At 38.9% G+C, this 25,402-nt stretch carries 23 protein-coding genes; 21 read left to right on the top strand and 2 right to left on the bottom strand.

Features of this window, described 5'->3' with window-relative positions; all coding sequences use genetic code 11:
• Positions 1-46: 46 nt before the first annotated feature.
• Positions 47-1,642: a GDSL-type esterase/lipase family protein gene (locus K7887_RS10805; protein WP_223493516.1), complete on the bottom strand. Its 1,596-nt coding sequence runs from the start codon at positions 1,640-1,642 to the stop codon at positions 47-49.
• A gap of 266 nt (positions 1,643-1,908) precedes the next feature.
• Here K7887_RS10805 and K7887_RS10800 point away from each other — a divergent pair, with 266 nt between their 5' ends.
• The 21 genes from K7887_RS10800 to K7887_RS10700 all read left to right on the top strand — a co-directional run bounded on the left by K7887_RS10800 (position 1,909) and on the right by K7887_RS10700 (position 24,382).
• Positions 1,909-3,651 (top strand): carbon starvation CstA family protein, encoded by a 1,743-nt coding sequence (locus K7887_RS10800; protein ID WP_223493515.1) that lies wholly within the window; start codon positions 1,909-1,911, stop codon positions 3,649-3,651.
• Positions 3,652-3,729: 78 nt separating this feature from the next.
• Entirely contained in the window at positions 3,730-3,993 is a 264-nt protein-coding gene (locus tag K7887_RS10795; RefSeq protein ID WP_223493514.1) for a cory-CC-star protein, read from the top strand.
• An 11-nt stretch (positions 3,994-4,004) separates the two neighbouring features.
• Positions 4,005-4,958, top strand: a complete 954-nt coding sequence (locus K7887_RS10790; protein WP_223493513.1) for an ArsA family ATPase — start codon at positions 4,005-4,007, stop codon at positions 4,956-4,958.
• 86 nt (positions 4,959-5,044) lie between these two features.
• Positions 5,045-5,956: a CBASS cGAMP-activated phospholipase gene (locus K7887_RS10785; protein ID WP_223493512.1), complete on the top strand. Its 912-nt coding sequence runs from the start codon at positions 5,045-5,047 to the stop codon at positions 5,954-5,956.
• A gap of 87 nt (positions 5,957-6,043) precedes the next feature.
• A complete protein-coding gene (speD, locus tag K7887_RS10780; protein WP_223493637.1) occupies positions 6,044-6,841 on the top strand; it encodes an adenosylmethionine decarboxylase in 798 nt (265 codons plus the stop codon).
• A 119-nt stretch (positions 6,842-6,960) separates the two neighbouring features.
• Entirely contained in the window at positions 6,961-7,395 is a 435-nt protein-coding gene (locus K7887_RS10775) for a YrvL family regulatory protein (RefSeq protein ID WP_223493511.1), read from the top strand.
• A gap of 109 nt (positions 7,396-7,504) precedes the next feature.
• Positions 7,505-9,007 (top strand): AraC family transcriptional regulator, encoded by a 1,503-nt coding sequence (locus tag K7887_RS10770; protein ID WP_223493510.1) that lies wholly within the window; start codon positions 7,505-7,507, stop codon positions 9,005-9,007.
• Positions 9,008-9,169: 162 nt separating this feature from the next.
• Positions 9,170-10,984, top strand: coding sequence for an IucA/IucC family protein (locus K7887_RS10765; RefSeq protein ID WP_223493509.1), 1,815 nt, complete (start codon positions 9,170-9,172; stop codon positions 10,982-10,984).
• Complete coding sequence (locus tag K7887_RS10760) at positions 10,962-12,674, top strand: IucA/IucC family protein (protein ID WP_223493508.1); 1,713 nt, start codon at positions 10,962-10,964, stop codon at positions 12,672-12,674. Before K7887_RS10765 ends, K7887_RS10760 begins: the two co-directional genes overlap by 23 nt.
• Positions 12,675-12,677: 3 nt before the next feature.
• A complete protein-coding gene (locus K7887_RS10755; protein ID WP_223493507.1) occupies positions 12,678-13,916 on the top strand; it encodes an AMP-binding protein in 1,239 nt (412 codons plus the stop codon).
• Positions 13,913-14,170: a petrobactin biosynthesis protein AsbD gene (gene asbD, locus K7887_RS10750; RefSeq protein ID WP_223493506.1), complete on the top strand. Its 258-nt coding sequence runs from the start codon at positions 13,913-13,915 to the stop codon at positions 14,168-14,170. Before K7887_RS10755 ends, asbD begins: the two co-directional genes overlap by 4 nt.
• Entirely contained in the window at positions 14,167-15,138 is a 972-nt protein-coding gene (locus K7887_RS10745) for a DUF6005 family protein (RefSeq protein ID WP_223493505.1), read from the top strand. Before asbD ends, K7887_RS10745 begins: the two co-directional genes overlap by 4 nt.
• A 15-nt stretch (positions 15,139-15,153) precedes the next feature.
• Positions 15,154-15,990 (top strand): sugar phosphate isomerase/epimerase family protein, encoded by an 837-nt coding sequence (locus tag K7887_RS10740; RefSeq protein WP_223493504.1) that lies wholly within the window; start codon positions 15,154-15,156, stop codon positions 15,988-15,990.
• A gap of 224 nt (positions 15,991-16,214) precedes the next feature.
• Positions 16,215-17,552 (top strand): alkaline phosphatase, encoded by a 1,338-nt coding sequence (locus K7887_RS10735; RefSeq protein ID WP_223493503.1) that lies wholly within the window; start codon positions 16,215-16,217, stop codon positions 17,550-17,552.
• 119 nt (positions 17,553-17,671) lie between these two features.
• Positions 17,672-18,796 (top strand): NAD(P)/FAD-dependent oxidoreductase, encoded by a 1,125-nt coding sequence (locus K7887_RS10730; RefSeq protein ID WP_223493502.1) that lies wholly within the window; start codon positions 17,672-17,674, stop codon positions 18,794-18,796.
• Positions 18,797-18,867: 71 nt separating this feature from the next.
• Complete coding sequence (locus K7887_RS10725) at positions 18,868-19,242, top strand: nucleotide excision repair endonuclease (protein ID WP_223493501.1); 375 nt, start codon at positions 18,868-18,870, stop codon at positions 19,240-19,242.
• Between the two features lie 157 nt (positions 19,243-19,399).
• Positions 19,400-20,314 carry a VIT1/CCC1 transporter family protein gene (locus tag K7887_RS10720; protein WP_223493500.1) on the top strand — a complete coding sequence of 305 codons (915 nt, stop codon included), beginning with the start codon at positions 19,400-19,402 and terminating at the stop codon, positions 20,312-20,314.
• A 36-nt stretch (positions 20,315-20,350) separates the two neighbouring features.
• Positions 20,351-20,986 carry a DUF4129 domain-containing protein gene (locus K7887_RS10715; protein ID WP_223493499.1) on the top strand — a complete coding sequence of 212 codons (636 nt, stop codon included), beginning with the start codon at positions 20,351-20,353 and terminating at the stop codon, positions 20,984-20,986.
• Positions 20,987-21,004: 18 nt separating this feature from the next.
• A complete protein-coding gene (locus K7887_RS10710) occupies positions 21,005-22,144 on the top strand; it encodes a DUF4350 domain-containing protein (RefSeq protein ID WP_223493498.1) in 1,140 nt (379 codons plus the stop codon).
• Positions 22,141-23,070 carry an AAA family ATPase gene (locus tag K7887_RS10705; RefSeq protein ID WP_223493497.1) on the top strand — a complete coding sequence of 310 codons (930 nt, stop codon included), beginning with the start codon at positions 22,141-22,143 and terminating at the stop codon, positions 23,068-23,070. Before K7887_RS10710 ends, K7887_RS10705 begins: the two co-directional genes overlap by 4 nt.
• The gene (locus K7887_RS10700) at positions 23,021-24,382 is read left to right on the top strand and encodes a DUF58 domain-containing protein (RefSeq protein ID WP_223493496.1); all 1,362 of its coding nucleotides are present in this window, start codon (positions 23,021-23,023) and stop codon (positions 24,380-24,382) included. Before K7887_RS10705 ends, K7887_RS10700 begins: the two co-directional genes overlap by 50 nt.
• Here the strand turns inward: K7887_RS10700 and K7887_RS10695 are convergent.
• A complete protein-coding gene (locus K7887_RS10695) occupies positions 24,374-25,336 on the bottom strand; it encodes a stage II sporulation protein M (RefSeq protein ID WP_223493495.1) in 963 nt (320 codons plus the stop codon). The genes K7887_RS10700 and K7887_RS10695 overlap by 9 nt on opposite strands.
• Positions 25,337-25,402: the final 66 nt, after the last annotated feature.

The following is a 25,402-nucleotide window of genomic DNA, read 5'->3' as shown; positions in this document are numbered from 1 at the left end:
CAATATAAAAGCCCACCACTATGAAGCAGTGGTGGGCTATAAAGAATTATACAGCAAACTTTCGGCGGTATACGAAAATACTTGTCATACTAACAAGTCCGACAAACAACAAACCTGCGCCCCAAACCAAGTAGTTATAAGCACTTGTCGCCGTATTCGGAAGCTTGTTTCCACTCTTAGCTACTGGCTTCTTTTCGACCGGTTGTTTTGTTTCATCTTTCTTTACAGGTGGAGGAGGCGTGTTATCTTCCTCTTCTGAAGGTGGTTCTTCCTCAGCTGGTGGTTCAGCAGGAGAAACAATATTTGTGACTTCAATGGTTTTCACAACCCGTGCCATCCCATCTTGACTGAAAACCGCAAGAACAGTATATTTTCCATTTTCAGTCACTTCAAAACTTGTACCTTGCAAGAAATTTACCTTATCTACTTCCAAGAAGTCTAAGTCTGTTCTTTCACCGGTCATCCACATCAAACTTAAAGGCTTCATACCTTTTGTATCAATTGAAATGGTAACAGGTCCTTCTGTTTCTTCATTCGGAGAGATAGATAAATCAAGCGTATAAGTTGGGTTCTCCACTGGTGGTACAATATTGGAAACTTCAATCGTCTGAATGGCTCTTTCCATTCCGTCCTCACTAAAAATAGCAAGTACCGTATATTTTCCATTCTCCGTTACTTCAAAGCTATTACCCTCCAAGAAGTTCACATCTTCTAACTTTAAAAAATCTAATTCGGATTTTTCCCCTGCCATCCACATCATTTTAAGAGGTGTCTGACCTTTAGTATCTACATGAATCTCCACAGGACCTTCTGTTTCATCTTCCGGTGTTAAGGTCAATTCAAGCTCATATTCCGGCTCAGGCTCAGGTTCCACCGGTGGATACATTTCCAATAGCAAGCTATTAGCCAATGCTGCCAATGTTTGATGCCCCACAATAGTTGGGTGAACATCTGGAAAACCATAGACATGATCTACCTGATTACCGTCGAAAGCTGAATAGGCATCAAGTACAAAAGTGTTCGAATAAGATGATGCAACTAGAGGAAACCCTTTATTCACATCTTCTAAAATCATTTCACCAACTTGGTGCAAAGTTTTCACAGGTTCTGCATCAAGATTTGGGAAAGGATTATAAATGTTATATAGTAATATTGGGGCGTCCGTGTTCATCTCCCGAATGCTATGCAATATTACCGCCAAATTTTCTCCAGCCTTTGCAGCAGCTAATGCTACATCTAATTTTAGTTCTTCATAATTGATTTCTTTTCCTGCTTGAATCGCAGCAGCAATCTCAGCGATTTTGGCTGCCTGCAGAAGATCGTTGTTTCCTGTGTTTATAGTAATTACATCAGCATTTTGAAGTGCTTGAGCTGTTTCAGGGTCTGTAGTAATTTGTACCAGCAATTGAGAAGAAGTTTGTCCTGGTACACTTTTGTTAATAACTGTTGTTTCTCCCTCTAAAATTAGATTAGGAAATGCCTGACTACGGTCTGGTAGACTTGTCCCATACGGAATAGAATCTCCCAACGCAACTAATGTGGGTTTTGTTTCTTGAATTTCTTCTGCTAAAACAAAGTTGGAGGCAAAAAGGTTAAAAACGAGCAACACAGCAAACAACAATGACACGTGCTTAAATTTCAACAAAAAATCCCCCTTGATTGGTTATGTATTCATATAAATTTACATGAATCTTCCACATTATAAGTCTATATGTCGGAATATTCAATGAAAAATAGTACTTGCGACATATTTAGTTAGCAATCGACATCATGCTACTTTCCACCCATTTTAAGACCTGATATTAAAACTAACATGTATTTAGTATGAATTTTCAGAAATCTATATTGACAACGCTTTCACTCATTAGTAATCTACTCTTGTATACATAGAAAGAGGGAGGAATTAGGGTGAATTCTGTATGGTTGGCAATTGTCGGTTTTATTGTATTTGCACTGGGGTACCGTTATTATTCTAAATTCATCGCAGAAAAGATTTACCACCTGGATCCTGATTATGTAACACCCGCCCATAAGTACAACGACGGGGTGGATTTTGTACCAACGAAAAAGGTAGTTTTATGGGGACATCATTTTTCCTCAGTGGCGGGAGCTTCGCCTATCTTAGGTCCTGCAATTGCCCTGTATTGGGGCTGGGGACCCGCATTTCTTTGGGTCATACTAGGTACTGTCTTTGCAGCTGGAGTCCATGATTTTGGTACATTGGTGCTTTCGGTCCGAAATAAAGGACAATCTATCGGTACGTTAACAGACCGCTTGATTGGTAAACGTGCTAAAATGCTCTTTTTATTTATTATTTTGATTTTAGTTCTCATGGTCAACGCCGTGTTTGCATGGGTTATCTCTAACCTGTTCATTCAGTTCCCGGCGGCAGTTTTACCAATCTTCATTGAAATACCAATAGCTATATGGATTGGATATGCAGTCTATAAAAGAAAAGCAAAAATGTTGGTTCCTTCCTTAATTGCCCTTGCCGTTATGTATGGAACTGCTGTGTTAACAAGTAAAGTTCCATTCTTACAAATTGATTTGGTCCGTTACTTTGGCGGAGCAGATAACACGGTGATATTCGGATTAGATGGAATCTCCATGTCATTCTTTGTCTGGATTGTAATTCTTCTTGTTTATTGTTATTTTGCTTCCACGTTACCTGTTTGGAAGCTTTTGCAACCAAGGGACTATATCAACTCACATCAATTGGTCGTTGGTTTATTAATGCTGTATGCAGGTTTGCTTGTACTGAGACCAGAACTAACAGCCCCGATGACAAATGAGGTAAGCGATGTTTCCTGGTTCCCGTTGCTATTTATCACCATTGCCTGTGGGGCCATTTCTGGATTTCATGGCCTGGTTGCATCTGGTACAACCTCGAAACAATTGGATAAAGAAACAGATGCACGGTTTGTTGGTTACTTGGGCTCGGTGGGAGAAGGGGTTCTCGCCTTAATTTCTATTATTGCGGTAGCAACATTATTTGCAAATGCGGGTGATTTCAGAGCTGCTTACTCAGATTTTGGTGCAGCAAGTCTGGGTGGGATGTCCAATTTCATTAACGGTGCGGCCCAACTTGCTACAGGAATTGCAATACCAGCTAATATTGCCAGAACCATTGTAACCGTCATAGTTGTCAGCTTTGCCGCGACAAGTTTGGACACATCCTTACGTCTTATGAGATACATCATTTCTGAAATTGGAAGTGAATATAATTTTAAACCGTTAACAAACATGCATGTCGCAACTTCTGTAGCAGTTGTTTCAAGTGCTGCATTGGTGTTGATTCCTAAAGGACCAAATGGGTTTGGTTCAGGAGGTTACTTACTCTGGCCGCTTTTTGGTACAAGTAATCAGCTCTTGGCGGGGGTCAGTCTACTACTGATATCTGTATGGTTAAAGAAGCAGGGAAGAAACTTCTTTTATACATTTGTACCGATGGTTTTCATTTTCTCGATGACTCTTTATGCCATGTTTGTTCAAGTCGTCTTTCAATGGTCAGGACTAGGTGAAACAGATGCAAACATGTTGCTTTTCATTTTAGGTGGAATTATCTTCGTGTTCGCATTTTGGATCATCTTGGAGGCGTTTAGAGTATTCTTTAAGACAGACAAATCTCCCCCAATAGATCCATCCATGTAAGTTTTGGTAACTTTTGGTGAGAGGATGAAGCATGTTGCTCATCCTCTTCTTTCGTAAATAGCAGAAAGGGGTTTCTAAATGGATATTCTGGAAAGATTCAAGAAAGTCATAACTATTTATGATGAAATACTTCAGCAACCTCATAGAACTGAGATCGCAAGAGAGTTAAGGGAGGAAGAAGACCTGTTCACATTACTATGTTTTTCTGAATTGCTTGGTCTCCCTAATCCTGCATTTTACTATACGTTGGAGCTATATCCATTTGTCATTGAGAGGTTTCATGATTGGCACCTTCGAATGGGTATGGAGAAATCACCACTAAATGGAATACGCTGCTGCTAGGAGGAAGAAGAATGAGTAAGCTTTTCAATCATAAAATAATGTTTATTGGTGGCAAAGGGGGAGTTGGAAAATCAACCACAGCCTCTGCTGTTGCACTCCTATTATCCGAAGAAAGCAAAAAGGTGTTGTTGGTATCAACAGATCCGGCCCATAATATAGGAGACATCTTTCATGTAAAGCCGAAAGATAAAGTACTGTCTATCAACGCATATCTGCATCTCTTAGAAATCAATCCTCAATCTGAATCAAAAAGATATATCGAAGAGGTTAAAACTAACTTAAAAGGGTTAGTAAAGGCAACCATGGTAGAAGAAGTACATAGGCAAATTGATCTGGCAAGTGCATCGCCTGGAGCTGATGAGGCGGCATTATTTGATAAAATCACTTCCTTAGTGCTCGAAGAATACGATTCTTTCGACCATATCATATTTGACACCGCTCCAACCGGCCACACCATTCGGCTTTTAACATTGCCTGAACTGATGAACGTCTGGATCAGCGGGCTATTGGAAAAGAGAAAAAAGGTTCAACAAAACTATACCCAGCTGTTAAACGATGGAGAGCCAGTGGAAGACCCGATATTTGAAAAATTACAGGCTAGAAAGCAAAAGTTCGTAAAAGTTAGGGATATTCTCCTTGACCAGAAAAAGACAGGTTATGCCTTTGTACTTAATGCGGAAAGACTTCCGATACTTGAAACAAAAAAAGCGATAGATATGTTGGAAAAGCAAAACATGAACGTTTCCACTGTTTATGTAAATAAGGTTATCCCCGATCATGCAGATGGAGTCTTTATGGAAAATCGACGAGGAAATGAAAGACCATATATTCAGCAGATACATGAAATTTTCCGCAAACAAGAAATAACTAAAATTCCACTGTTTGAACATGATATTTCTAATGTGGAACATTTAAGGAAGTATGCAGATACCTTAACAAATCACCTCCCATTGAAGAACTCCTAAGAAAGGGACAAATTCCTCCTTTTTTTAGGAGTTTTTTCTTGTTTGAAGGAAAGCCTAATAGGAAATGAGTACGGGAGATATGGTAAATGAAAATGTTGTGTCTAGATGGGGGAGGAATTCGGGGAGTATTTGCCGTTTCTATTCTTCAGGAGATAGAGGAGGAATACAACCGTCCGATAGCCGACTTAGTAGACCTTGTCGCAGGGACCAGTACAGGTTCTATCATTGCCTCTTCCATTTCCATCAAAAAGCCGATGAAAGAAGTATTATCAGGTTATCAGAAATACGGAAAACAAATATTTACTCGTCAGGCCAAAGTGGGTCTTTTCAAAAGTATCTATAGTGACCGTCAGCTTAGACGTTTTATCATGCAAGAGTTTGGAAAACGAAAACTGAAGGATATTACTAGTCCACTGCTGATTCCTGCAGTTAACCTTACACATGGCAGGCCATTTGTGCACCGTTCCAATTATGGCAACAAGGCAGCAAAAGATATGACCATTCATTTATGGGATGCGGTGCTTTCCTCTTGTTCTGCACCCGTATATTTCCCCCCAAACAATATCGGCAACGACTATCTTTCCATTGACGGAGGCCTGTGGGCCAATAATCCATCACTGGTTTGTATTACAGAAGGGTTGGAATATTTCAAATTGAAATTGGAAGACATAGAAATTCTCTCTATCGGGACTGGACTTCAAAAAATTGATTTTACTATCCAAAAGAATAAATATTGGGGAGTAAAACAGTGGCTTCCATTTCAATTCCCTTCTATGAAAGTCACGCCAAAATTATTGGACCTTGCTTTGCAATTGTCATCTGAATCTGTGTCCTATCAATGCAGTCATCTATTAGGAAGCAATTACATCCGACTCAATAAGGAATTGGGAGAGGAAGTCCCATTTGATGATGTAACCTATATGGACGAGCTGATCCAGTTGGGTCAATCTGTTTATCATGAACAGAAAAAAGTGATAAGCGAATTCTTGAGGTCTTAATTTGTTTTTTTCTATACCAGAAGGGGTACTATAATTGTAGAAAATAAATGAAGGGGGAATTTTGATTTGACTTCGGAAAAAAGGATCATGCTGCATGAGTTTAATAATTTAACAAAATCCCTGAGCTTTAATATGTATGACATCTGTTATACAAAGACAAAAGAGGAGAGGGAATCGTATATTGATTATATAGATGAACAATATAATGCAGATCGGTTAACCAAAATTTTAAAAAACGTTGCTGATCTGATCGGTGCACATGTGCTAAATGTCGCCAAACAGGACTATGTACCCCAAGGGGCTAGTGTCACGGTACTTGTTTCTGAAGGACCGGTAGTAGAAGTCCCGACGGAATCATATGAGGAGTCTCCGGGCCCACTTCCAGATTCTGTAGTATGCCAGCTTGATAAGAGCCACATTACAGTTCATACCTATCCGGAATATCATCCAGTAGAAGGAATCAGTACCTTTCGGGCCGATATAGATGTATCCACTTGCGGGGAGATTTCCCCATTGAAAGCATTAAACTATCTGATACACTCTTTTGAAACAGATATTATGACCATGGATTACCGTGTGCGTGGATTCACACGAGATATTAATGGAAACAAGCTGTTTATTGACCATGATATTAATTCTATTCAAAATTACATACCAAATGATGTGAAAAGCCTTTATGATATGATCGATGTAAATATCTATCAGGAAAACATTTTTCACACAAAGTGCCGACTGAAAGAGTTTGATTTGAACAATTATCTGTTCGGATACTCTAAAGACAAGCTGTCAGATGATGAAAGATATGAAATTACCAACAAGTTAACAAATGAAATGGACGAAATATTTTATGGGAAAAACATCAACTTTGGACACCGGGAAGATTGAATAAGGAATTTTTAACTCTAAAAAAGCGATGAGTCAAATGACTTATTGCTTTTTTTGTTGGCATGAATTCCCCTTTAAACGAATAACACCTATTAATAGGCTAAAAAGGGGAGATCTATATGGGACATGACCATGATCCGAATTTGAGCGGTTCCGATAAACTAATTTTAGCGATTTCTATGACACTTCTTTTTGCGCTTGCTCTGCTTTTTGTGGGTGGAGCCTTTTTGTTTGGTTTTGCCGGTCTTTTTCAACTGTTCAGTGTTCAATATGAGACAAAAAGTTCATTGATTTACTATATTGTTTTATTGATACCCTTAACCTTGATTTTCGAAATAGCTACCATGACCTTCTTAATTAGAGTTTTGCCTAGATTTAGAAGGAAGTGGATCATTACCATTTCAAAAATAGGTATTACTTTTCTTTTTATATGGATTCCTGTATATCTGACAGATGAATGGATAAAGGGCATCACCGTTCCATTATATACAGAATTGGTTGCAGCTACTTTACTGCTTGTATTGGATAGTTTGGTTGAAAAAAAGCATTTTTGACGGTGGATTTGGAACTTAAGAACTAAAAGGCTATCACTCTATTGCAACTGATAATCATTATCAGATATAATGAGAGAATCCTAGAGAATGAAAGTAAGGGGAAAACGTAATGAATAGAATTACTCATCACTTATTAGAGGAAGGAGAAGAGCTCACTGCACCTCCTTCCATTATTTATGTGGCGGCAAATTCAGTAGCTGTGAAAAGTAAGGATTTGTCTCTTGTAAAAACACTATCCGAGGGAAAAGCCTATTGGATGAAAAGCGGTGCTATCTTGTCTCCAGCAAACAAATACTTAAATATATATATGATTGAAATAACTAATATGAAACAAGAAGAGATATACTTCACCCCTACGGAACCTTGTAAAATATGTCCTATTTTAGATGAGCTTTTGCTTCTTCAAAAAAGTACATCCTTTCTTGATCGCTGCCATTGTCAAGCAAAGCTTTGGAATTTGATTGGTAGCATGACAGAAGTGCAACCATTAGATGATATTGATCAAACCATTCACTATATCAATAATAATTCTCATAAACAATTAACCGTTCAAGACCTTGCTGAGAAAGCTAGAATGACACCGGTTTCCTTTGCAAGAGCCTTTAAAAAGAAAACAGGCATTCCACCTAAAGAATACGTGCTTGATACAAAATTGAAAAAAGCTAAGGAACTAATTGTCCAAAACAAAGGGATAAATATTAAAGATGTTGCGCTTCAGATAGGCATTCAGGACGAGTTTTATTTTAGTCGTTTATTTAAAAAGAGGGAAGGGTTATCACCCTCAATATACATAAAAAAAATTCAAGACAGAGTGGCAGTGGTCAGTCAATTATTTTTACAAGATCACCTACTATCATTAGGCATACAGCCGGTAGCAGCTCCTGTTTATCCAAGCATTTTTCCAAAGACAAACGGAGTTCCTTCCTATCTAGAAAAACCTTTGGAAGGTACATTCCTTTTGAATGCGGAAAAAACGTTTAACTCCAAAGATATTATGACAGTAGATCCTGATTTTATTATAAAAACATCTCTCCATCATGGGGAGCAACAGACACTTACTTGGATGAAGAATAAGGAAGTTCATTCCATAGATTTTCAGAAGACATGGGATGATTATTTAGATCAAATTGCTCGTTTATTTGGTAGAGAAGAGGCAGTAGCTACCATTAAGAAAGATATGGGGCAATTAGAGAAACGAGCAAAAAAGATGTTAAGAGGGGTGGCCAGAAGCGGGGAATGGGCAGTTGTTTGGGTAAGAAATGAGGAAATTAGACTTTACGGGGCTTCCAATCATGCTTGCATGGAGCTTTTGTTTCAGACACTAGAATTTAAACCACATCAAGATTTGCCTAAAAGTGGGTATATCTCTATTACTGTTAATGAGTTATTGGATCTTAATCCAGATAAGATTCTATTTTTATGGAGCACTAAGGCAGCGGTGGATAGAGTGGCAAAGCATCCTGAATGGAATCAACTTAAAGCAGTTGAAAATAAAGATATCTATATACCAAGCAGTCAGGAATGGGATCCTTGGGGACCATTGGGAAGAAAACATATGATAGAAGGTTTAGTAAGCTATTTTAATTTGGATAAAACGCTGCTTTATATTTAACGTGTGCATTTTGTCTATGTCGAAAGTATAATTTGTGCATGGATACTTTAATTGATAATAGTTATCATTGAGAATGAATTTCATCAAGAGATTCATTCTTTTTTAATTCGTGATGATAATCATTATCAATAAATTTGTAGAACAAATAGAAAGGGTGGCATTATGCATAACTCAGCTAAAAGCATTGCAGAAAACGCCTCCTACCAAGCCTTTATGAATTGTTATATTCGAGAGGTTGGAGATGTGAATTGGGTAAAGAAAAATGAATTGATGAAGCTGTCTAAACTACCCTATATATTAAACGGCGAGGAAGTTTTGGAACTGGTGCTTCCTTTGCAACATATAAGATTAATTATTGAAGTCAACTATCGCTCATTAGTTGGAAAACATAAACTGGGGAGAATCTACAAGTATCATGATAAGGAGTTAGTATGGATAGAAGAAGAGCCATTAAATTGCATGATTTCATGCATTCAAGAGCTGAACCTTCAAGCAAAAAACAATAATTGCAATGAGATGACATCACACTATGATGAACTGATATTACGGTTGATTGATAGCTATCATACTATTTGTACATATATAGAAAAATCAACATCGAAAAGCAATCATAAAAAAGTAGAAGAATACAGCTTTCTAGAATCGGAACAGTCTCTCCTATTTGGACATTGGTTGCATCCAACCCCAAAAAGCAGACAAGGAATGGCCACTTGGCAGCATGATCTTTACGCTCCAGAACTAAAAGGTTTCTTTCAGCTTCATTATTTTGAAGTAGACCAATTGATTCTGAAAGAAAGATTCTTTGTTGAAGAGGATTCCTCGTTAGTAAAGGGTGAAATTCTCAAAATTACCGGGGATGGTAGATACCTGTTCCCTATGCATCCATTGCAATCCCAGTGGCTTCTGCAACAGGAATATGTACAGAAAGCAATGGAGGATAACTTAATCAAATATATAGGGCCTATGGGGAAAGCTTTTAGTGCCACCTCTTCCATTAGAACGGTTTATAACAAAGAGGATAAATGGATGTACAAGTTCTCCATACCTGTAAAAGTGACAAATTCTATGAGAGTAAACAAAGTGCATGAATTAGAAGCTGGAGTTGTGATGGCGGAACTGTTCAACAAAATGGACTTTTTACAAAAGCACAAATGTTTCCGAGTAATAAACGATCCTATTTCCTTGTCTCTTAATCTTCCTGGGGAAGTGGAAAATGGTTTTGAAGTCATTATGCGTTCGAATCCGTTTCAAGAAGGTAAAGGGGGAGGTGTTCATTCCATTGCAGCATTGGTTCAAGATCCCCTTCCTGAAGAAGAATCATTACTGGAAAAATTGATACAAACTATTTCTCGTATGCATCAGATAAGCCCAGAAGAAGCAAGCTTTCAATGGTTTCAAAAATATTGGCACTGTTCGGTAGAGCCAATGATTGCACTTTATGATGAGTATGGATTGGCATTAGAAGCACATCAGCAAAATAGTTTGGTGGATGTATCAAACAGTTTTCCAACTCATTATTACTTTAGAGATAATCAGGGCTATTATCTATCGAATTCGAAGAGAGATGAACTAGAAAAATTGGTTGTCAACTTGAAGAACGCACCTGAATTATTTTATGACGAAGAAATAATCCAACATCGGTTTACTTATTATCTTTTCATTAACCATATTTTCTCCATCATTTACAGAATGGGAGAAGACAGCTTGATTACTGAGGATAGGTTAGTAAATTGGATGATCAAAGAGTTGCAAAAGCTTGAAAAGGCATTGTCTGGGGAAGGAAAAAGATTTGTCCATTTTATTTTAAACAGCGAGGTACTTCCATGCAAAGCAAACCTTATGACTCGTTTTCATGATGTGGATGAATTACTGACTGATTTGGAACAGGCTGTATATACCTCCATGCCAAATCCATTCTACTTAATGCTGTCCATGAATAAAAAGGAGAAACATTATGCAACAGCAAGTAGTGTCTAATACGGAAACGCGGGTGATCAAACAGATATTAGAGGCAATTGTTTTTGAAAAGTTGCTTCCTTTTGAGGTAAAACAGGTAAGCTCTAAAACAGTTATAACAATATACGGTACTAAAATCAGGATTCAATCAGAAGGGAAATGCTCTTCTTTTGGTAGAATTCGCCTGAATGAAAGCACGATTGACATTAGGGATAACCAAGGTCATCAAATATCTGAACCAATAAGGGATATCGTATTACAGCTAACAACAAACCAAAAAATCCGAAAAAGTTTATTAGAAGAGTTAAACCAAACGATTTTGCTTGGTGAGTGGAATGAGGGAAATATTGATAAACAATGTAGGAGAGTCCTATCTTATGAAGAAATGGAATCAGCCATTTTGGAAGGACACCCCTACCATCCTTGCTTCAAGGCGAGGACTGGTTTTACCACATCTGACCATGAAATGTATGGTCCAGAAGCGCGCCAATCCTTCCAGTTATGGTGGGTTGCAGTAAAACGAGACGATGTAAAAGTCTCCCTACCAAAACCAGAAAAAGCATTCCTACAAGATGAATTAGGTGTAGAAGCTTATTCGTTACTCCTTGACCGGCTAAATACGGCGGGAGGTACAATCAAGGATTACTGCCTATTACCTGTGCATCCTTGGCAATGGAAGAACAAGCTTCAGCGCGAAATAAAGTGTCTTAGTCAGGACAGTATTATCCCGCTTGGATATGCGGGTGATTTTTACAGGGCGACCCAATCTGTTAGAACATTGTGGAATGAAACACATCCTGAAAAGGCACATATAAAATTACCATTAAATATGGTGAACACTTCGTCTTTAAGAGTCATAGAATCTCATTCAGTATGTACCGCTCCCACGCTTTCCAACTGGTTGGGGAAGTTGATAGAGTCTGATAGCTATTTAAATGAAAATCTTAACATCTTGCCAGAATATGCAGGAATGGTGGCGATGGAGGGTAACCCGAATCTATGCGGTCACATAGCAGCAATTTGGAGGAAAAGTCCAACGAGCTTCGTCAAGGGAGTGGAAGGTGCCGTTCCAATGAATGCCATGTCGTTAATGGAACAAGATGGAACACCATTTATAAAACCTTGGCTTGAGCGGTACGGAATGAAGAAATGGGTGGCGCAGTTTGTAAAAGTTACGGTTGTCCCTGTATGGCATTTGCTCGTATCAGAGGGAGTCGCTGTCGAGGCACATGCCCAAAATATGATTCTTGTTCATGAGGATGGCTGGCCTAAAAAAGTCATCTTACGGGACTTCCATGAAAGCTTGGAATATGTAGATGATTTCCTGAAACAGCCTGACTTAGCGCCAAATTTTACAGAACTATATCCGTGCTACAAAGATGCTTCTAATGATGAATATTATTGGATGTCCTCGATAGAAGGCTTAAGGGAATTGATTATGGATACGCTATTTGTTTTTCACTTAAGTGAACTTTCCTTCATGCTTGAACAGCACATGAGTTTTACAGAAGAAGATTTCTGGAAAGAGGTTCGAGAAGCAATTCAGACCCATGTTCTACTTCACCCTCCATTAAGGGAGAGAAACAAACTCCTTGGAGCAGAAAAGGAAAATATTTTTACAGAGTCTCTTTTTACTAGAAAGATTGGAATGGATAAAAGGGAATTTCGTCATTCTGTTCCCAACAGTTTATTTAAAGAAGGGGAGTTTTAATAGATGTTTTTTGTTAACGACCAGTATTATTCAAAGGATGATTTGCAAAAACAATTTGAACGCTTTGACCAAATGAATGTTCTAAATGATTGCAGGAAGAAAAGAATTGCAGTGTGTACAAAAAATGTGTTTGAAGCCTTGGCTCTTTGTTTGTATATAAAAGAAAAAGGCGGATCTGTAGTCCCTATACATGCTGCTACCCCAAGAGATGCGGCAATACGTGTAGCACATAAGAGTTCCAGTCACATTTTATTATATGAAGATTTTGACTCTCCAATATTAATGATAAATGACAGGGAAGAAGAGCAAGGGGTGCTTGTCCAAATGAGTTCTGGCACAACAGGTGAACCCAAATGTTTGGAGCGTTCTTGGGATGACATTCAAGAAGAGATAGAAAGCTATAATAAAAGTTTGCCAGTTGATAAAGGAACTGTATCAATCATTGCATGCCCCACCTCCCATTCATACGGACTTATAAGCGGGGTACTTACTGCTTTGGAGAGAGACATAGCTCCTATCATTCTTAATAATCTCAATCCCAAGTATGTAATAAAAAAATTAATAGAAACGCCAAACCATCTTTTGTATGCTTCGCCTGCATTTTTACATACGTTAACAAAGCTTTCACCTCAAGATTTTTTCTTTCAATATGTCATGACATCAGGTATGTTGATGTCTGCAAAATGTCTGGAAGATCTAAAAAGTAAATCCAATAGAGTTTTGCAGCAGTATGGGTGTTCAGAAGCTGGATGTATTGCCATTAACCCTGATGTCCAAGAACCAAGTCAAATGGGATTTCCGCTTGGACATTTTACTCTTAAAGCAGGACAAGATAAAAATCAACCTAAAGAAATAATACTGCAAGGAAAACGAAAAGCTATCCATACTAATGACATAGGTTATATCAATGATTCAGGCTCTTTATGCCTCCTTGGTAGAATGGATGACATGATTAACGTAGCGGGACTTAATGTGTATCCTCAAGAGGTAGAAGAAGTATTACTGAAGGCCCCCAACATCCAAGAAGTGGTTGCCTATAAGAAACCAGACGCATTTGCAGGGGAGAGAGTATGTGTTCAGTTTGTTGCTTCAACATTTATAGAAGAATCTAAGTTAAGGGACTGGTGCGTAAAGAAACTTGCCTCCCATCAAGTTCCCGTTGAATATACACAGGTTGAGAAGATTCCAACTCTGCCAAATGGAAAGATCAGTAGAAAGCTAGTAGGAGAGATGATGGGATGAAGGTTTTAAGTCGAGAGGAGCTTTATCAGGCTGTTTACGATATTTTGAAACATAAATTAAATATACCAACATGGAAGTCTTTTGAAGAGAGCGCAAGATTGAATGAGGATTTGTATATGGATTCCATTATGATTTTACAACTTATTTTACATCTAGAGTTGGATTTAGGTTTAAAGATCCCGGATTACATGCTTGTTCCCAAAGACTTTCATACTGTAAAATCGCTTCTTGATTTTTTGGAGGGACTGACATGATTAAGGTTCATTGCTTTGTAAGCTGTGTTTGTGAAGTTATAAAAAAAACAGAAGGTGTGGACCACCGCCCTTTTTATTTTGGTGTATGGGACGCGGATTTTGACGTTACACCGGACGGAATATTAAGCTACCATTCTGAAAATATCGATCACGACTTTTTTAAAACCTGGTATGAGATGCTGTATGGTATAAAGATTCACCGTTGGTATGACGAGACAGAGCCGAAACTTACTAATATGATGACTTTGCTTGAATTGATGAAAAATAAACCAAGTTACCGTTCCATTATGGTGATGCTCGATCTTTCTATGCTTCCTGAGCGTGAGAATAAGTTTCATCAAAGTCCTTTCCCTCACTATGTCATGTTAGAGGAAACAGATAATCCGGATGAATGGTTTATGTTTGATCCCGATTTCAGATGGGAAGGGAGATTATCAAAGCAAAAGATAATGAATGCTATTATGGTTCCAGCTGTAAAAGGTGGTTATTATTTTGACGCAGAACATATAAATCCAACTAGTCCGGAAGTCATTGAAGCATATTTTCGGACATGTTTGAAACTGAATGAAAATCCCATGACAGAAGCTATCCGCAATATAGTAGATATCTTTTCAAAAGGCTCTGAAAAGCACAGAAGGATAGAACTTTCTGATGCTCTTAAGCAAATACCGGTCTTGGCAATCAGAAAATATGCCTATGAACACGCCTTCGCATTCTTTTGGGAGGCTGATGGCTACTCAGAGGAATGGTTTGAAGAATGGTGCGATGAGATAGAAAAGCTTGTTAAAGGGTTTACTGCCATACAATATCGTGCGATGAAATACGCAATGACAGCAGATGGTAACGTATTAAAAGAAATTCATGAGAAAATAAATGAACAAGAGGAACTTGAATATTTTATCAAAAACGGTCTACAAGAGTGCTTTGAAGCCTGGGTGTCAAATAAACACACCGAAGTACTAGCTTAAAAGGAGGAAATGTATATGAATTTATCCTTATGTACCATCTCATTTCGACATCACCTCCATTCGATAAAAGAGTTAGCAGAATGGGCACAATCTAATAATTTTCAAGGGATAGAATTATGGGGCATTCATGCCAAGCATTTGAAAGATGAGTCCCAATATAATCGTGACTGGTTAGCGTCGTACAACCTGTATACAAGTATGATTAGCGACTATCTGCCTCTACACCTGTCAGATAAAGAACTTCTCCAAGCAACGAGGGAATTGAGTGAACTTGGCCATCGTTGGGGAACGAATAAATTAAGAACGTTTGCCGGACAGCGTGCAAGTGCCTCCATAAATAGAGAAGAGCGTAATTCTATTGTTGCAAAACTAAAAATGATTTGCCAAGAGCTAGAAAGAGAGAATCAATTTCTACTATTAGAAACGCATCCCAATACACTGACCGACACAGTGTCTTCAACTTTACAGCTGTTGGAGGAGGTGGATCATCCAGCTTTGCGTATTAACTTTGACGTATTACATATATGGGAATCAGGATCGGACCCAATAGAATCTCTCGTAAAACTAAAACCATTTATCATGCATTTTCACTTTAAAAATATCATTTCTAGGAACAAACTGGATGTATTCAGCCCACATAATGTATACGCTGCTGCAGGCTCAAGGGATGGGATGACCCCACTATTTGAAGGAATCCTTGATTATGAAGAATTTATAAAAACTGCTGTTTCCTTGGCAGAGGTTGAAGCTTCCTTAGAGTGGTTTGGTGGCAATGTAAAAGAGGTGCTAGAGAAAGATGCAAAAAAAATCATGTATTTAACAAAAGAGATTAATAGATTGTATGTGAGCTAAATATTTGATTAACTCTACATTTACACTTGATACCATCACGTAATAAATTTTAGCCCTTATGTCCCTTTCGCACTTATGGAGGTCTATAAAAGCATTCCTACCATTCGTAAATTAGTAGAAAATACCCTTATTTTTGTAAAATAGCTTTAATAGAAACTTCATTCCTCCTTTACTTTTACTTGTTATCCTGAGCATGTAGTAAAAATGCTGAGGGAGGAAATGTCATGTATAAAAAAGTCGCAAGTGTTGCTGTCGCAGCAGGGTTAGTATTTTCAGGGGTTCAAGTAAGTGTTGGTATGGATAAAGCAGAAGCAAAAAAAGAACCTGTGAGCATTGAACAGAAACAGGGAAAAGTCAAGAATGTCATTTACATGATCCCAGATGGATATAATGCCGGTTATGCAACAAACTATCGTTGGTACAAAGGCGAGGAATCTTCTTTTGACCAACATGTAAAAGGGCTGATCAAAACGCATTCAGCAGACACGGAAGTAACAGATTCTGCAGCAGCAGGTACCGCAATGGCAACTGGAGTAAAGACAAATAATGGCATGGTTGGCGTGACTCCTGATGGAGAAGAAGTAGATTCCATTTTAGATGCAGCAGAAGCATCCAAGAAATCTACCGGACTAGTTGCAACATCTACTATTACACATGCAACTCCCGCAGTATTTGGAGCTAGTGTCGCATCTCGTTCCGATGAATCATCCATTGCCCCACAATATTTTGATAACGGCGTAGATGTCATTCTTGGAGGGGGCAGAGACTATTTTCTAAGTAAAGAAAATGGAGGAAAGCAGCCTGAGGGCGATTTGATTGAGCAAGCAAAAAAGAATGGCTATCAATATGCTTCGAATAAGGAAGAGTTAAAAAATGCAGAAGGAGACAAGTTACTAGGTTTGTTTGCGGCTGATGCCATGTCTCCTGAGATGCACCGTGACGAAACGAATGAACCAAGCCTGGCTGAAATGACCAATACAGCAATTGATACATTGAGCAAAAATAAACAAGGTTTCTTTTTAATGGTAGAAGGTTCTCAAATTGACTGGGCAGGACATGCTCATGACTCAGCATGGGCCATGACAGATTCCGAAGCTTTTGACAAAGCTGTGGAAGCGGCTTTAGAATTTGCAGAGAAAGATGGAAATACATTAGTCGTTGTAGCCGGTGACCACGAAACAGGTGGTATGTCTGTTGGTGCAAACGGTGAATATGATTTAAAGATGGATGTGCTAGAGAACGTAACAGCAACAGGTGACAAAATGGCAGACGAACTTAACTCCGAAAAAAGTAATGTTAAAGAAGTGGTAAAAAAATATACTTCCTTGGAATTAACAGAAGGTGAAGTAGAGAGAATCAAAAAGGCGGAAAAGCCTGCCATTGCAATTAATGAAGTAGTAAGTGACCGCGCTCTAATCGGGTGGACAACTACGGCACATACAGGAACAGATTTACCTGTCTATGCCTATGGACCACAATCAGATAAATTTAGCGGTTTATTGGATAATACAGATCTTCCAAAATTAATGGCAGAAGCAATGAAAATTAATTTTAATAGATAAATATTTTCTCCCCTTCTTTTATTAAGGAGGGGTTTTTCTTCGGGAAAATTGAGCCTTTGCTGAAAATCCTGTACACTTATAGAGACAAAAGACTTTTAAAAATGAAAAGGTGTAAATTAATGAAAAACATCATAATTATCGGCGCTGGGATCCTGGGGGCCTCTGCCGCTTATCATTTAGCAAAAGCTGGGGAAAATGTAACGGTTATCGACCGTTTTGATAAAGGGCAAGCAACAGATGCGGCTGCTGGAATTATCTGCCCTTGGATATCACAGCGCAGGAATAAAGCTTGGTATAACATGGTCAAAAACGGTGCAATGTATTACCCAACTTTAATTGATCACTTAGAAGCAGATGGAGAAAGGGAAACCGGGTACAACCGTGTAGGGGCTATAAGCTTACATAAAGATAAAGAGAAACTCGAGAAGATGGCGGAAAGAGCTATTAAAAGAAGAGAAGAAGCTCCTGAGATTGGCGAGGTGACAATCTTAAGTCCAGAAAAAACGAAAGAACTTTTTCCCATGTTGTCTGAAGAGTACGGTTCTGTCCACGTTTCCGGAGGGGCAAAGGTGAATGGTCGTGCCCTTCGCAACGCTCTTATAAATGGTGCCAAAAAGCATGAGGCCAAGTTCCTTGAAGGCGATGCGGGCCTTGAAGTCAAAGATAACCAGGTGACAGGTGTAATACTTGGGGAAGAGAGAGTGGAAGCAGACTTGTTTATTGTGACGGGTGGAGCCTGGTCACAGGAAATTTTTCTAGAGTTGGGTGTGAGATTCGAAGTTGTCCCCCAAAAGGCACAAATCGTTCACTTGGAAATCGATACGAAACAGACGAAAGATTGGCCTGTGGTTATGCCACCAAATAATCAGTATATCCTTAGCTTTGAAAACGGTCGGATTGTGGTAGGGGCCACACATGAGGATGATGCCGGTTTTGATACAAGGATTACAGCAGGCGGCTTGAATGAGATCTTAAGTAAGGCATTGGAAATAGCACCAGGTTTATCAGACGGCACCATATTGGAAACGCGGGTCGGATTCCGTCCGTTTACACCAGGTTTCCTTCCGGTGATCGGCAAGCTTCCAAATCACGATAATGTCTTTATGGCCAATGGACTCGGCGCTTCAGGATTAACCAGCGGACCTTTTTTAGGAGCTGAGTTGGCTAGGCTAGCCATGGGTCAACCTACAGTACTTGACATCAGCAACTATGATGTAGCAGGAGCCATACAAACACCTGGATAAAAACTGTTATAGCTATTATCAGGCCGTTGTGTTACCATGTAGCTCTACTGAAAAAGAGGACGTGACTTACTATGATAAAAATTACCATACCAAATCCTAGTGTATCCATTACGGAACGCCAGCAGATTCGTACAAATGATGAACCAATTATTACACCGATAAATGGCTTTATTGATTTTCATAAAATTCCACGCGATCAAGGCGGAATTTATATGTTCTTTAATATAAATGAAGATTTATTATTTGTTGGAAAAGCGAGAAAGCTTCGCCAACGAATTAAAAAGCATTTTGAGGACAATGTATCCCCAATCAAAAACCACCGTGATGAAGTGTATCGCATTGACGTGTGTATCGTTGAGGATCCAATGGAAAGAGAAATTTATGAAACGTACATCGCTAACACACTTCACGCAAAGTATAATGTGGAAAAAGTCTTCTACAAATAAAAAGCCGAATTACAAAAAGCCGTTCTTCCCACAGGAGAGCGGCTTTTCATATTTTTTAAATCTACACATTTCCGCAATTTATTTCTCGAATTTTGCTAGATTAATGGTAAAATAGTCGATATGACAACATTTGGAATAGTTTAAGGGAGGAAATGGAATGAACAGTAATTTTAACAAACCAAAAGGGTTCGGGGAAATCCTGGATCAAACATTTAAAATCAGTAAATACAAGTTTAAAGATTTTTTCATCATCTTATTACTTTTAGTTGGACCAATCTACCTTCTGCAAGCAATTATTGAATTGGCTGCCGGTAAAAGTTTTTTCAGACAAGAAGGCGGCGGGGGAGCTTGGTATGAAGAGATGATAAGAAATTTGGAATTGGCCGAAGAAGCCTCTTTATCTTCTAATCTTGCAGCTGACATGGGAATAGCACTTGTTTCCTTATTAGTATTGTTTACATATCCTGTTGCTCAAGCTGCCATTTTATTTGGCGTAAATCATATTAAACATAATCGAGAGTTTACCGTTAGTACAGTTGTCAAACAGGCGTTTGGGCGCTTTTTCCCGTTGATTGGTTCATCTCTGTTATACGTTATCATCGCGTTTAGTATCATTTTTGGATTTATACTTCTAGGCGTACTTATTCCCATTATTTTCTTCGCTATAGATGTTATAGCAGGAGTTATCGTTTCTATCGTGCTGACTATCAGTTTGTTCTTAATCGGTGCGTTTCTCCTTACAAGATGGAGTTTCTTCTTCGGCTCAGTAGTATTGGACAAGAACTCTCCCGGGTTAACAAGAAGCTGGAGACTATCCAAAGGTAGAACATTTAAATTGATAGGACTTTATATCATTTTCTTTTTAATTACCACATCCATAGCTGTAGCAATAGAGTTATCGTTCTCTGCTTTTCTTGGAAACAGTGTTCTACTTGGATTAATAGTCAGTTTTACAACTCTGTTTACCACCCTCATTATGGCAGTAGGATACGCCGTTATTTATTTAGATTTAAAACTTCGTCATGACGCAGATGATTTGAGAGATCTGATTGATGATTACCATATTAGTTAAACCCGATTCCTTTGGAAAGGGCAGGTGATATTTATCGTGCTTAAAGAACCAGAAGCAAGAGAACAACTGGAAGAAATCCTAGACGGACAGGAATATCAAGTATACTATCTTGATTCTAGAAACACCCTGCAAATTTGGTGGGACGAATTTAAGGCATGGCTAGCAGATTTACTTTCACGCCTTTTCCCATCCATGGAAAATACAAGCGGAACAGCAGGGAACATAATGGTTCTCGTCATCATCCTAGTAATCGTAATATTAACCGCTTTCGTCATTACGTACCTTGTAAAAAGTAACCGTTTTGGTCGGAATAAAAAAAACAAGCCTTTTCAATCTGGTGTGGAGTTAGAGTGGTCTTTTCAGCAACATGTTGATGAGGCGAAAAGGTTTGAAGAAATGGAAGACTACTCGCTTGCTACAAGACACCTTTTTCTTGGCTTACTTTTGAACTTCCATGAACGGCAATGGCTGGAAGCGAAAATATGGAAAACGAATTGGGAGTATTATGATGAGTTAAGAAGAGAACAAAAAGACCTGGCTGAGTTCTTCTTCAATTTTGCTTTATTGTTCGATCGAGCAACATATGGCAAACAAAAAATAGAAAAAGACGATTATCTATTCTTTAGAGATGTCGCATTAAAGTGGATAAATGATTCACATCAAGAAATATAGAAGGAAGGAGGGTGGGACTTGAAAGTAAATACTGCTAAGAAAAAAGGATGGATATGGTTTGGAGTGCTAGTCGTTCTTTTTACCATCTGCTCCTTCTTCGTTCTATCGCAAAAGCCACAGGAATTCTCACCTTACGATTCAACGTCTCCTTCACCTAATGGGTTGAAAGCTTTCTACACCTACTTGGACAACGAATTGGAAATGGTGAGAAGATGGGAACAGCCTCCAGCCTTACTTCCTGAATCACAGGGAAAACAGGTATTGTTGATGGTAGAACCATATTTTACTCCCGATTCAAAAGAGATGGCATCTTATATTGACTTTATGGAAAAAGGCAACACGATCTTTTTATTGAAAAATAATCCAAAAGGATTTTTTGATATTCGAACAACCTTTGTTGAAACAATGCTTCCGGAGCAAACCATCAATGATTCCAGTGGAACCAACCTTGTAGGGAACGTTTATTCGCCTGTGAGGTTAGAACCGGGAGAGGAAGATGAGATACTTCTTTCCGATCAACTCGGGGATGTAGCCGTTAAGCAGAAGTATGGAGAGGGAACACTCATCGTAGCATTGACGCCTCATTGGCTAACAAATCAAGACATCTTACAAAAGGATCATCTCCCACTTGTTCTTGGATTGGTTCAACAAGATGGGTTAAACAATGAGGTATCTATCCTTTTTGATGAGTACAATCACGGAGACACAGGGTCCTCTTCCTTTGACGTTTATCAGGATTGGTTTTTGCTGTTGCTCTTCCAAGGAATATTAATCGCAATATTTTTACTTTGGAAACAGGGAAAAAGGTTTGGTCCGATTTTACAGCCTCGTGAGGAAACAGTCAGATTTAGTGATGAAAGCCTTCGAGCGTTAGCTGCATGGTACTTGAAAGGAAATGCCTATCAGGATTCCCTGACCACGCAGGCCGAGTATGTAAAATATTTATTGCAAGAAAGATGGGGGATTCCATATAACCGAGAGTGGAAAGAGTGTGCCGTTTTCTTGCATAAAAGGTGGAAAACGATGGAAGATGGGAAAATAGATTTATTAATCCATCAATTAACACAAGTGTTAGCAAAAGAGAAAATTACAAAACAAGAGTATCTAGAATGGTCTAAAAAGCTTGATATATTAAGGAAAGAGGTGGAAGAGGGATGAAAGTAGAATTAGCATCTCTTCTTGAAAAATATGAGGAAAGAATATTAGGTCAACATTTAAATCTGAAACTCTTACTATCTTCCGTTCTAGCAGGCGGGCACGTTTTATTAGAAGGAGTGCCCGGCACCGGAAAAACCCAAATGGTAAGGACTCTAGCAAGCCTTTTGGGCGGTAAATTCAATCGCATTCAGTTTACCCCAGATTTACTGCCGAGTGATATTACAGGAAGTTCGATTTACAATATGAAAGAAGGCGCATTTGAAACCTTGAAGGGACCTATTTTCACCAACATCCTACTTGCAGATGAAATTAATAGAACCCCTGCAAAAACACAAGCTGCACTTCTTGAGGCGATGGAAGAGAAACAAGTCACCATTCAAGGGGAAACGTTTCCTTTAGCGGATGTATTTTTTGTTGTTGCCACTCAGAACCCTATAGAATTTGAAGGAACATACCCGCTTCCGGAGGCACAACAAGACCGTTTTCTTTTCAAGTTACATATTGATTTTCCAAGTCTTGAAGAAGAAACCGCAGTACTGAAACAAGTAATGGAAAATAAATTTACTCATACTGATGTTGAGCCGGTATTAGACATGGAAACCTTCCTAAGCATCAGAAAAGAAATTCAACAAGTTACCCTTAGCGAAAGCATCCTGGATTACATGATGCAAATTGTCCGTAAAACGCGAGAATCTGATTCCATTCGATTCGGTGCCAGCACACGTGCGGGGATCTCAATCGGAAGAGCTGCACAAGCATGGGCTTACTTGAGCAACCGTAACTATGTAACCCCTGATGATATTAAAATGGTGACAAAACCTGCCCTTCGTCACCGTATTCAATTATCTCCTCATACGGAATTGGAGGGAGCGACTGTTGAACAAATCATTGAAGAACTTGTGGGGTCGATTCCTGTTCCAAGATAAAGGGATATTACCTACTAGTAGACTAGTACTTTTATTTTGTTTACTATCTCTGACTTTTATTGTATTGAGTTTTTTTGTAACCATTTCTTGGCCGGTTGTCTTACTGATAAATGTGTTCTTTATTCTTTTCAGCTTGGTGGACCTTGTACTTACCCCAAGTAAAAAAAGACTCAGAATGTCGAGAAGCATTCCCGGCGATATGGAGCGGGGGATTAATTATCCTGTCAACATTATGGTGGAAAATCCAACCGAACATGACATGAAAGTTGAAATAAAAGATGGTATACCCCAGTCCTTTTCTCGACCTTTTCCTTTTACCGGAATGGTCGTAAAAAACAGTAGAAAACAATTTACCTACTATACTACTGCGCCTGTAAGAGGCGAGTATCATGTCACAAAGCTGCATCTACGATATCAAAGTCGAATCGGTCTCTGGCAAAAGCAAATGGTATTTGAAGAGAAAGAAATGATAAAAGTAATTCCTGATATGACGGAGGCCAAACAGTACTTGGAGAATGCCCAAAAATTTCTGATTCATGAAGGAGTTACTATTCGAAAGCAAAAAAGTGGCGTTGGGGAATTTTCTAAAATACGTTCTTACGTGGTAGGGGATGATCCAAGGAAGATAAACTGGCGCCAAACGGCCAAATTACAGGAAGTCATGACAAATGAGTATGAACCAGAACACGGTAAATACATTACCATACTCATCGATTGTGGAAGAATGATGGGGGCAGAACTGAAAAAGGGGAATCGTTTGGAGAGATCTTTAGAAGCAGCATTAACTGTTGCTGCAGCTGCATTACAAAAAGGGGATTATGTTGCAGTACTTGCATTTTCTAAAAATGTAAAAGCATATATTCCACCCGCAAAAGGGATGCCTCATTTGCAAACAATCTTGAAAACCATTTATAACGTTCAAGTTGATGCAGCAGAATCCAACTATGCTGAAGTATTTCAATACTTACAGCTTGTTCAAAAGAAGCGAAGCCTTATCCTTTTATTCAGTGATGTTAAAACATTTCTGCATGAGGAAAGCGCCCTGATCTACCTTAAGAGAATAAGACAAAGGCATCTCTTTTTCATGATTGGGGTAGAAGACGAGATATTGGGGAAAAGAGCAGGGGCTCCTGTTACCTCTTTAGAAGAAACAATGATAAAAGGGGTCGCGCAGCAACAACTATTAACGAAAAAACGAGAAAAAGGCAAATGGGAAAAACAGGGCCTCCTAATGGTGGAGGCCCGTGAAGAACGGCTTGCAACAACCGCTGTATCCCATTATATCGATACCATGAACAGAGGGTTATTGTAACTGGGCTTTGCGAAGTTTAAGACTGCCTAGTGCAACATAAAGTATTAAGCCGATAACAGTCAGTCCCGCAACCAGGTACTTAGCTTCCAACGAAATCGCGGCAGGGGTGATGAAACCTTCAATTATCCCTGCTATGATAAACAACGGTATTGTTCCAATTAACAATTGCACAGAACGTTTGGCATTCCGCTTCAACTGATAGCCTCTAGAATATTCACCAGGTACAAAAAGCTTGTACCCCATTAATAATCCAGCGCCGCCTGCTATGAAAATCGCTGTCAGTTCAATCATCCCGTGTGGAACAATATAAGCCCAGAACTCATATGTCATATCATAATGCCAAAACAAGGCAGCAATTGCGCCTACAATAATCCCATTGTAGATCAATACATAGACAGTCAACAAACCAAAGGTTATCCCGCCGGCGAATGCAAGTATGGCAACCTGAATATTATTGGTCAATATACTCGCAGACATCACAGGGGCATCCACCATTCCGTCACTGTCTCCTAATTTTTCAGGATCAAAGTTTTGTGCCATGTCTCCCGGAAGAACGGAGTACAAATAAAGAGGATCAGAAAGGACGGCAAAATAACTCCCAAGTCCGCCTATTGTAAAGAGGAGCATAGCCAACACGACAAATTTCCATTGTTCATAAAGGAGGCCAATAAACTTATGGCCAAAAAAGTCGCTCGCTTGCTTCCAGCTCGTAATCTGATCTTTGTATAACAGATTATGAGATTTTGAAACTAGACCATTAAGATACGAAGTAACTTCTTCTTCTGGAAAATAAGTTTGGCTATAAGAAAGGTGCTGTGCTGCCTTTTGGTAGAGACTGTGGAATCGCTCGAGGTTCTTCCCAGTAATATGTTTGCGCTTATGTAAATCGGATGCTAGTTTTTCTAGCTCCTTCCACTGGTCACGATGCTGTTTAATAAATTGTTTGACATTCATCTTTTACACCTCGTGTCTCATTTTCATCTATCTTCTATATTATAGTAATATTATAGAGAAATAGAA

The sequence above is a fragment of the Sutcliffiella horikoshii genome, from assembly GCF_019931755.1.
Taxonomy (GTDB): Bacteria; Bacillota; Bacilli; order Bacillales; family Bacillaceae_I; genus Sutcliffiella_A; species Sutcliffiella_A horikoshii_E.
The sequence above is the reverse complement of the archived record's forward strand: the minus strand, read 5'-3'. Positions and strand labels throughout refer to the sequence as shown.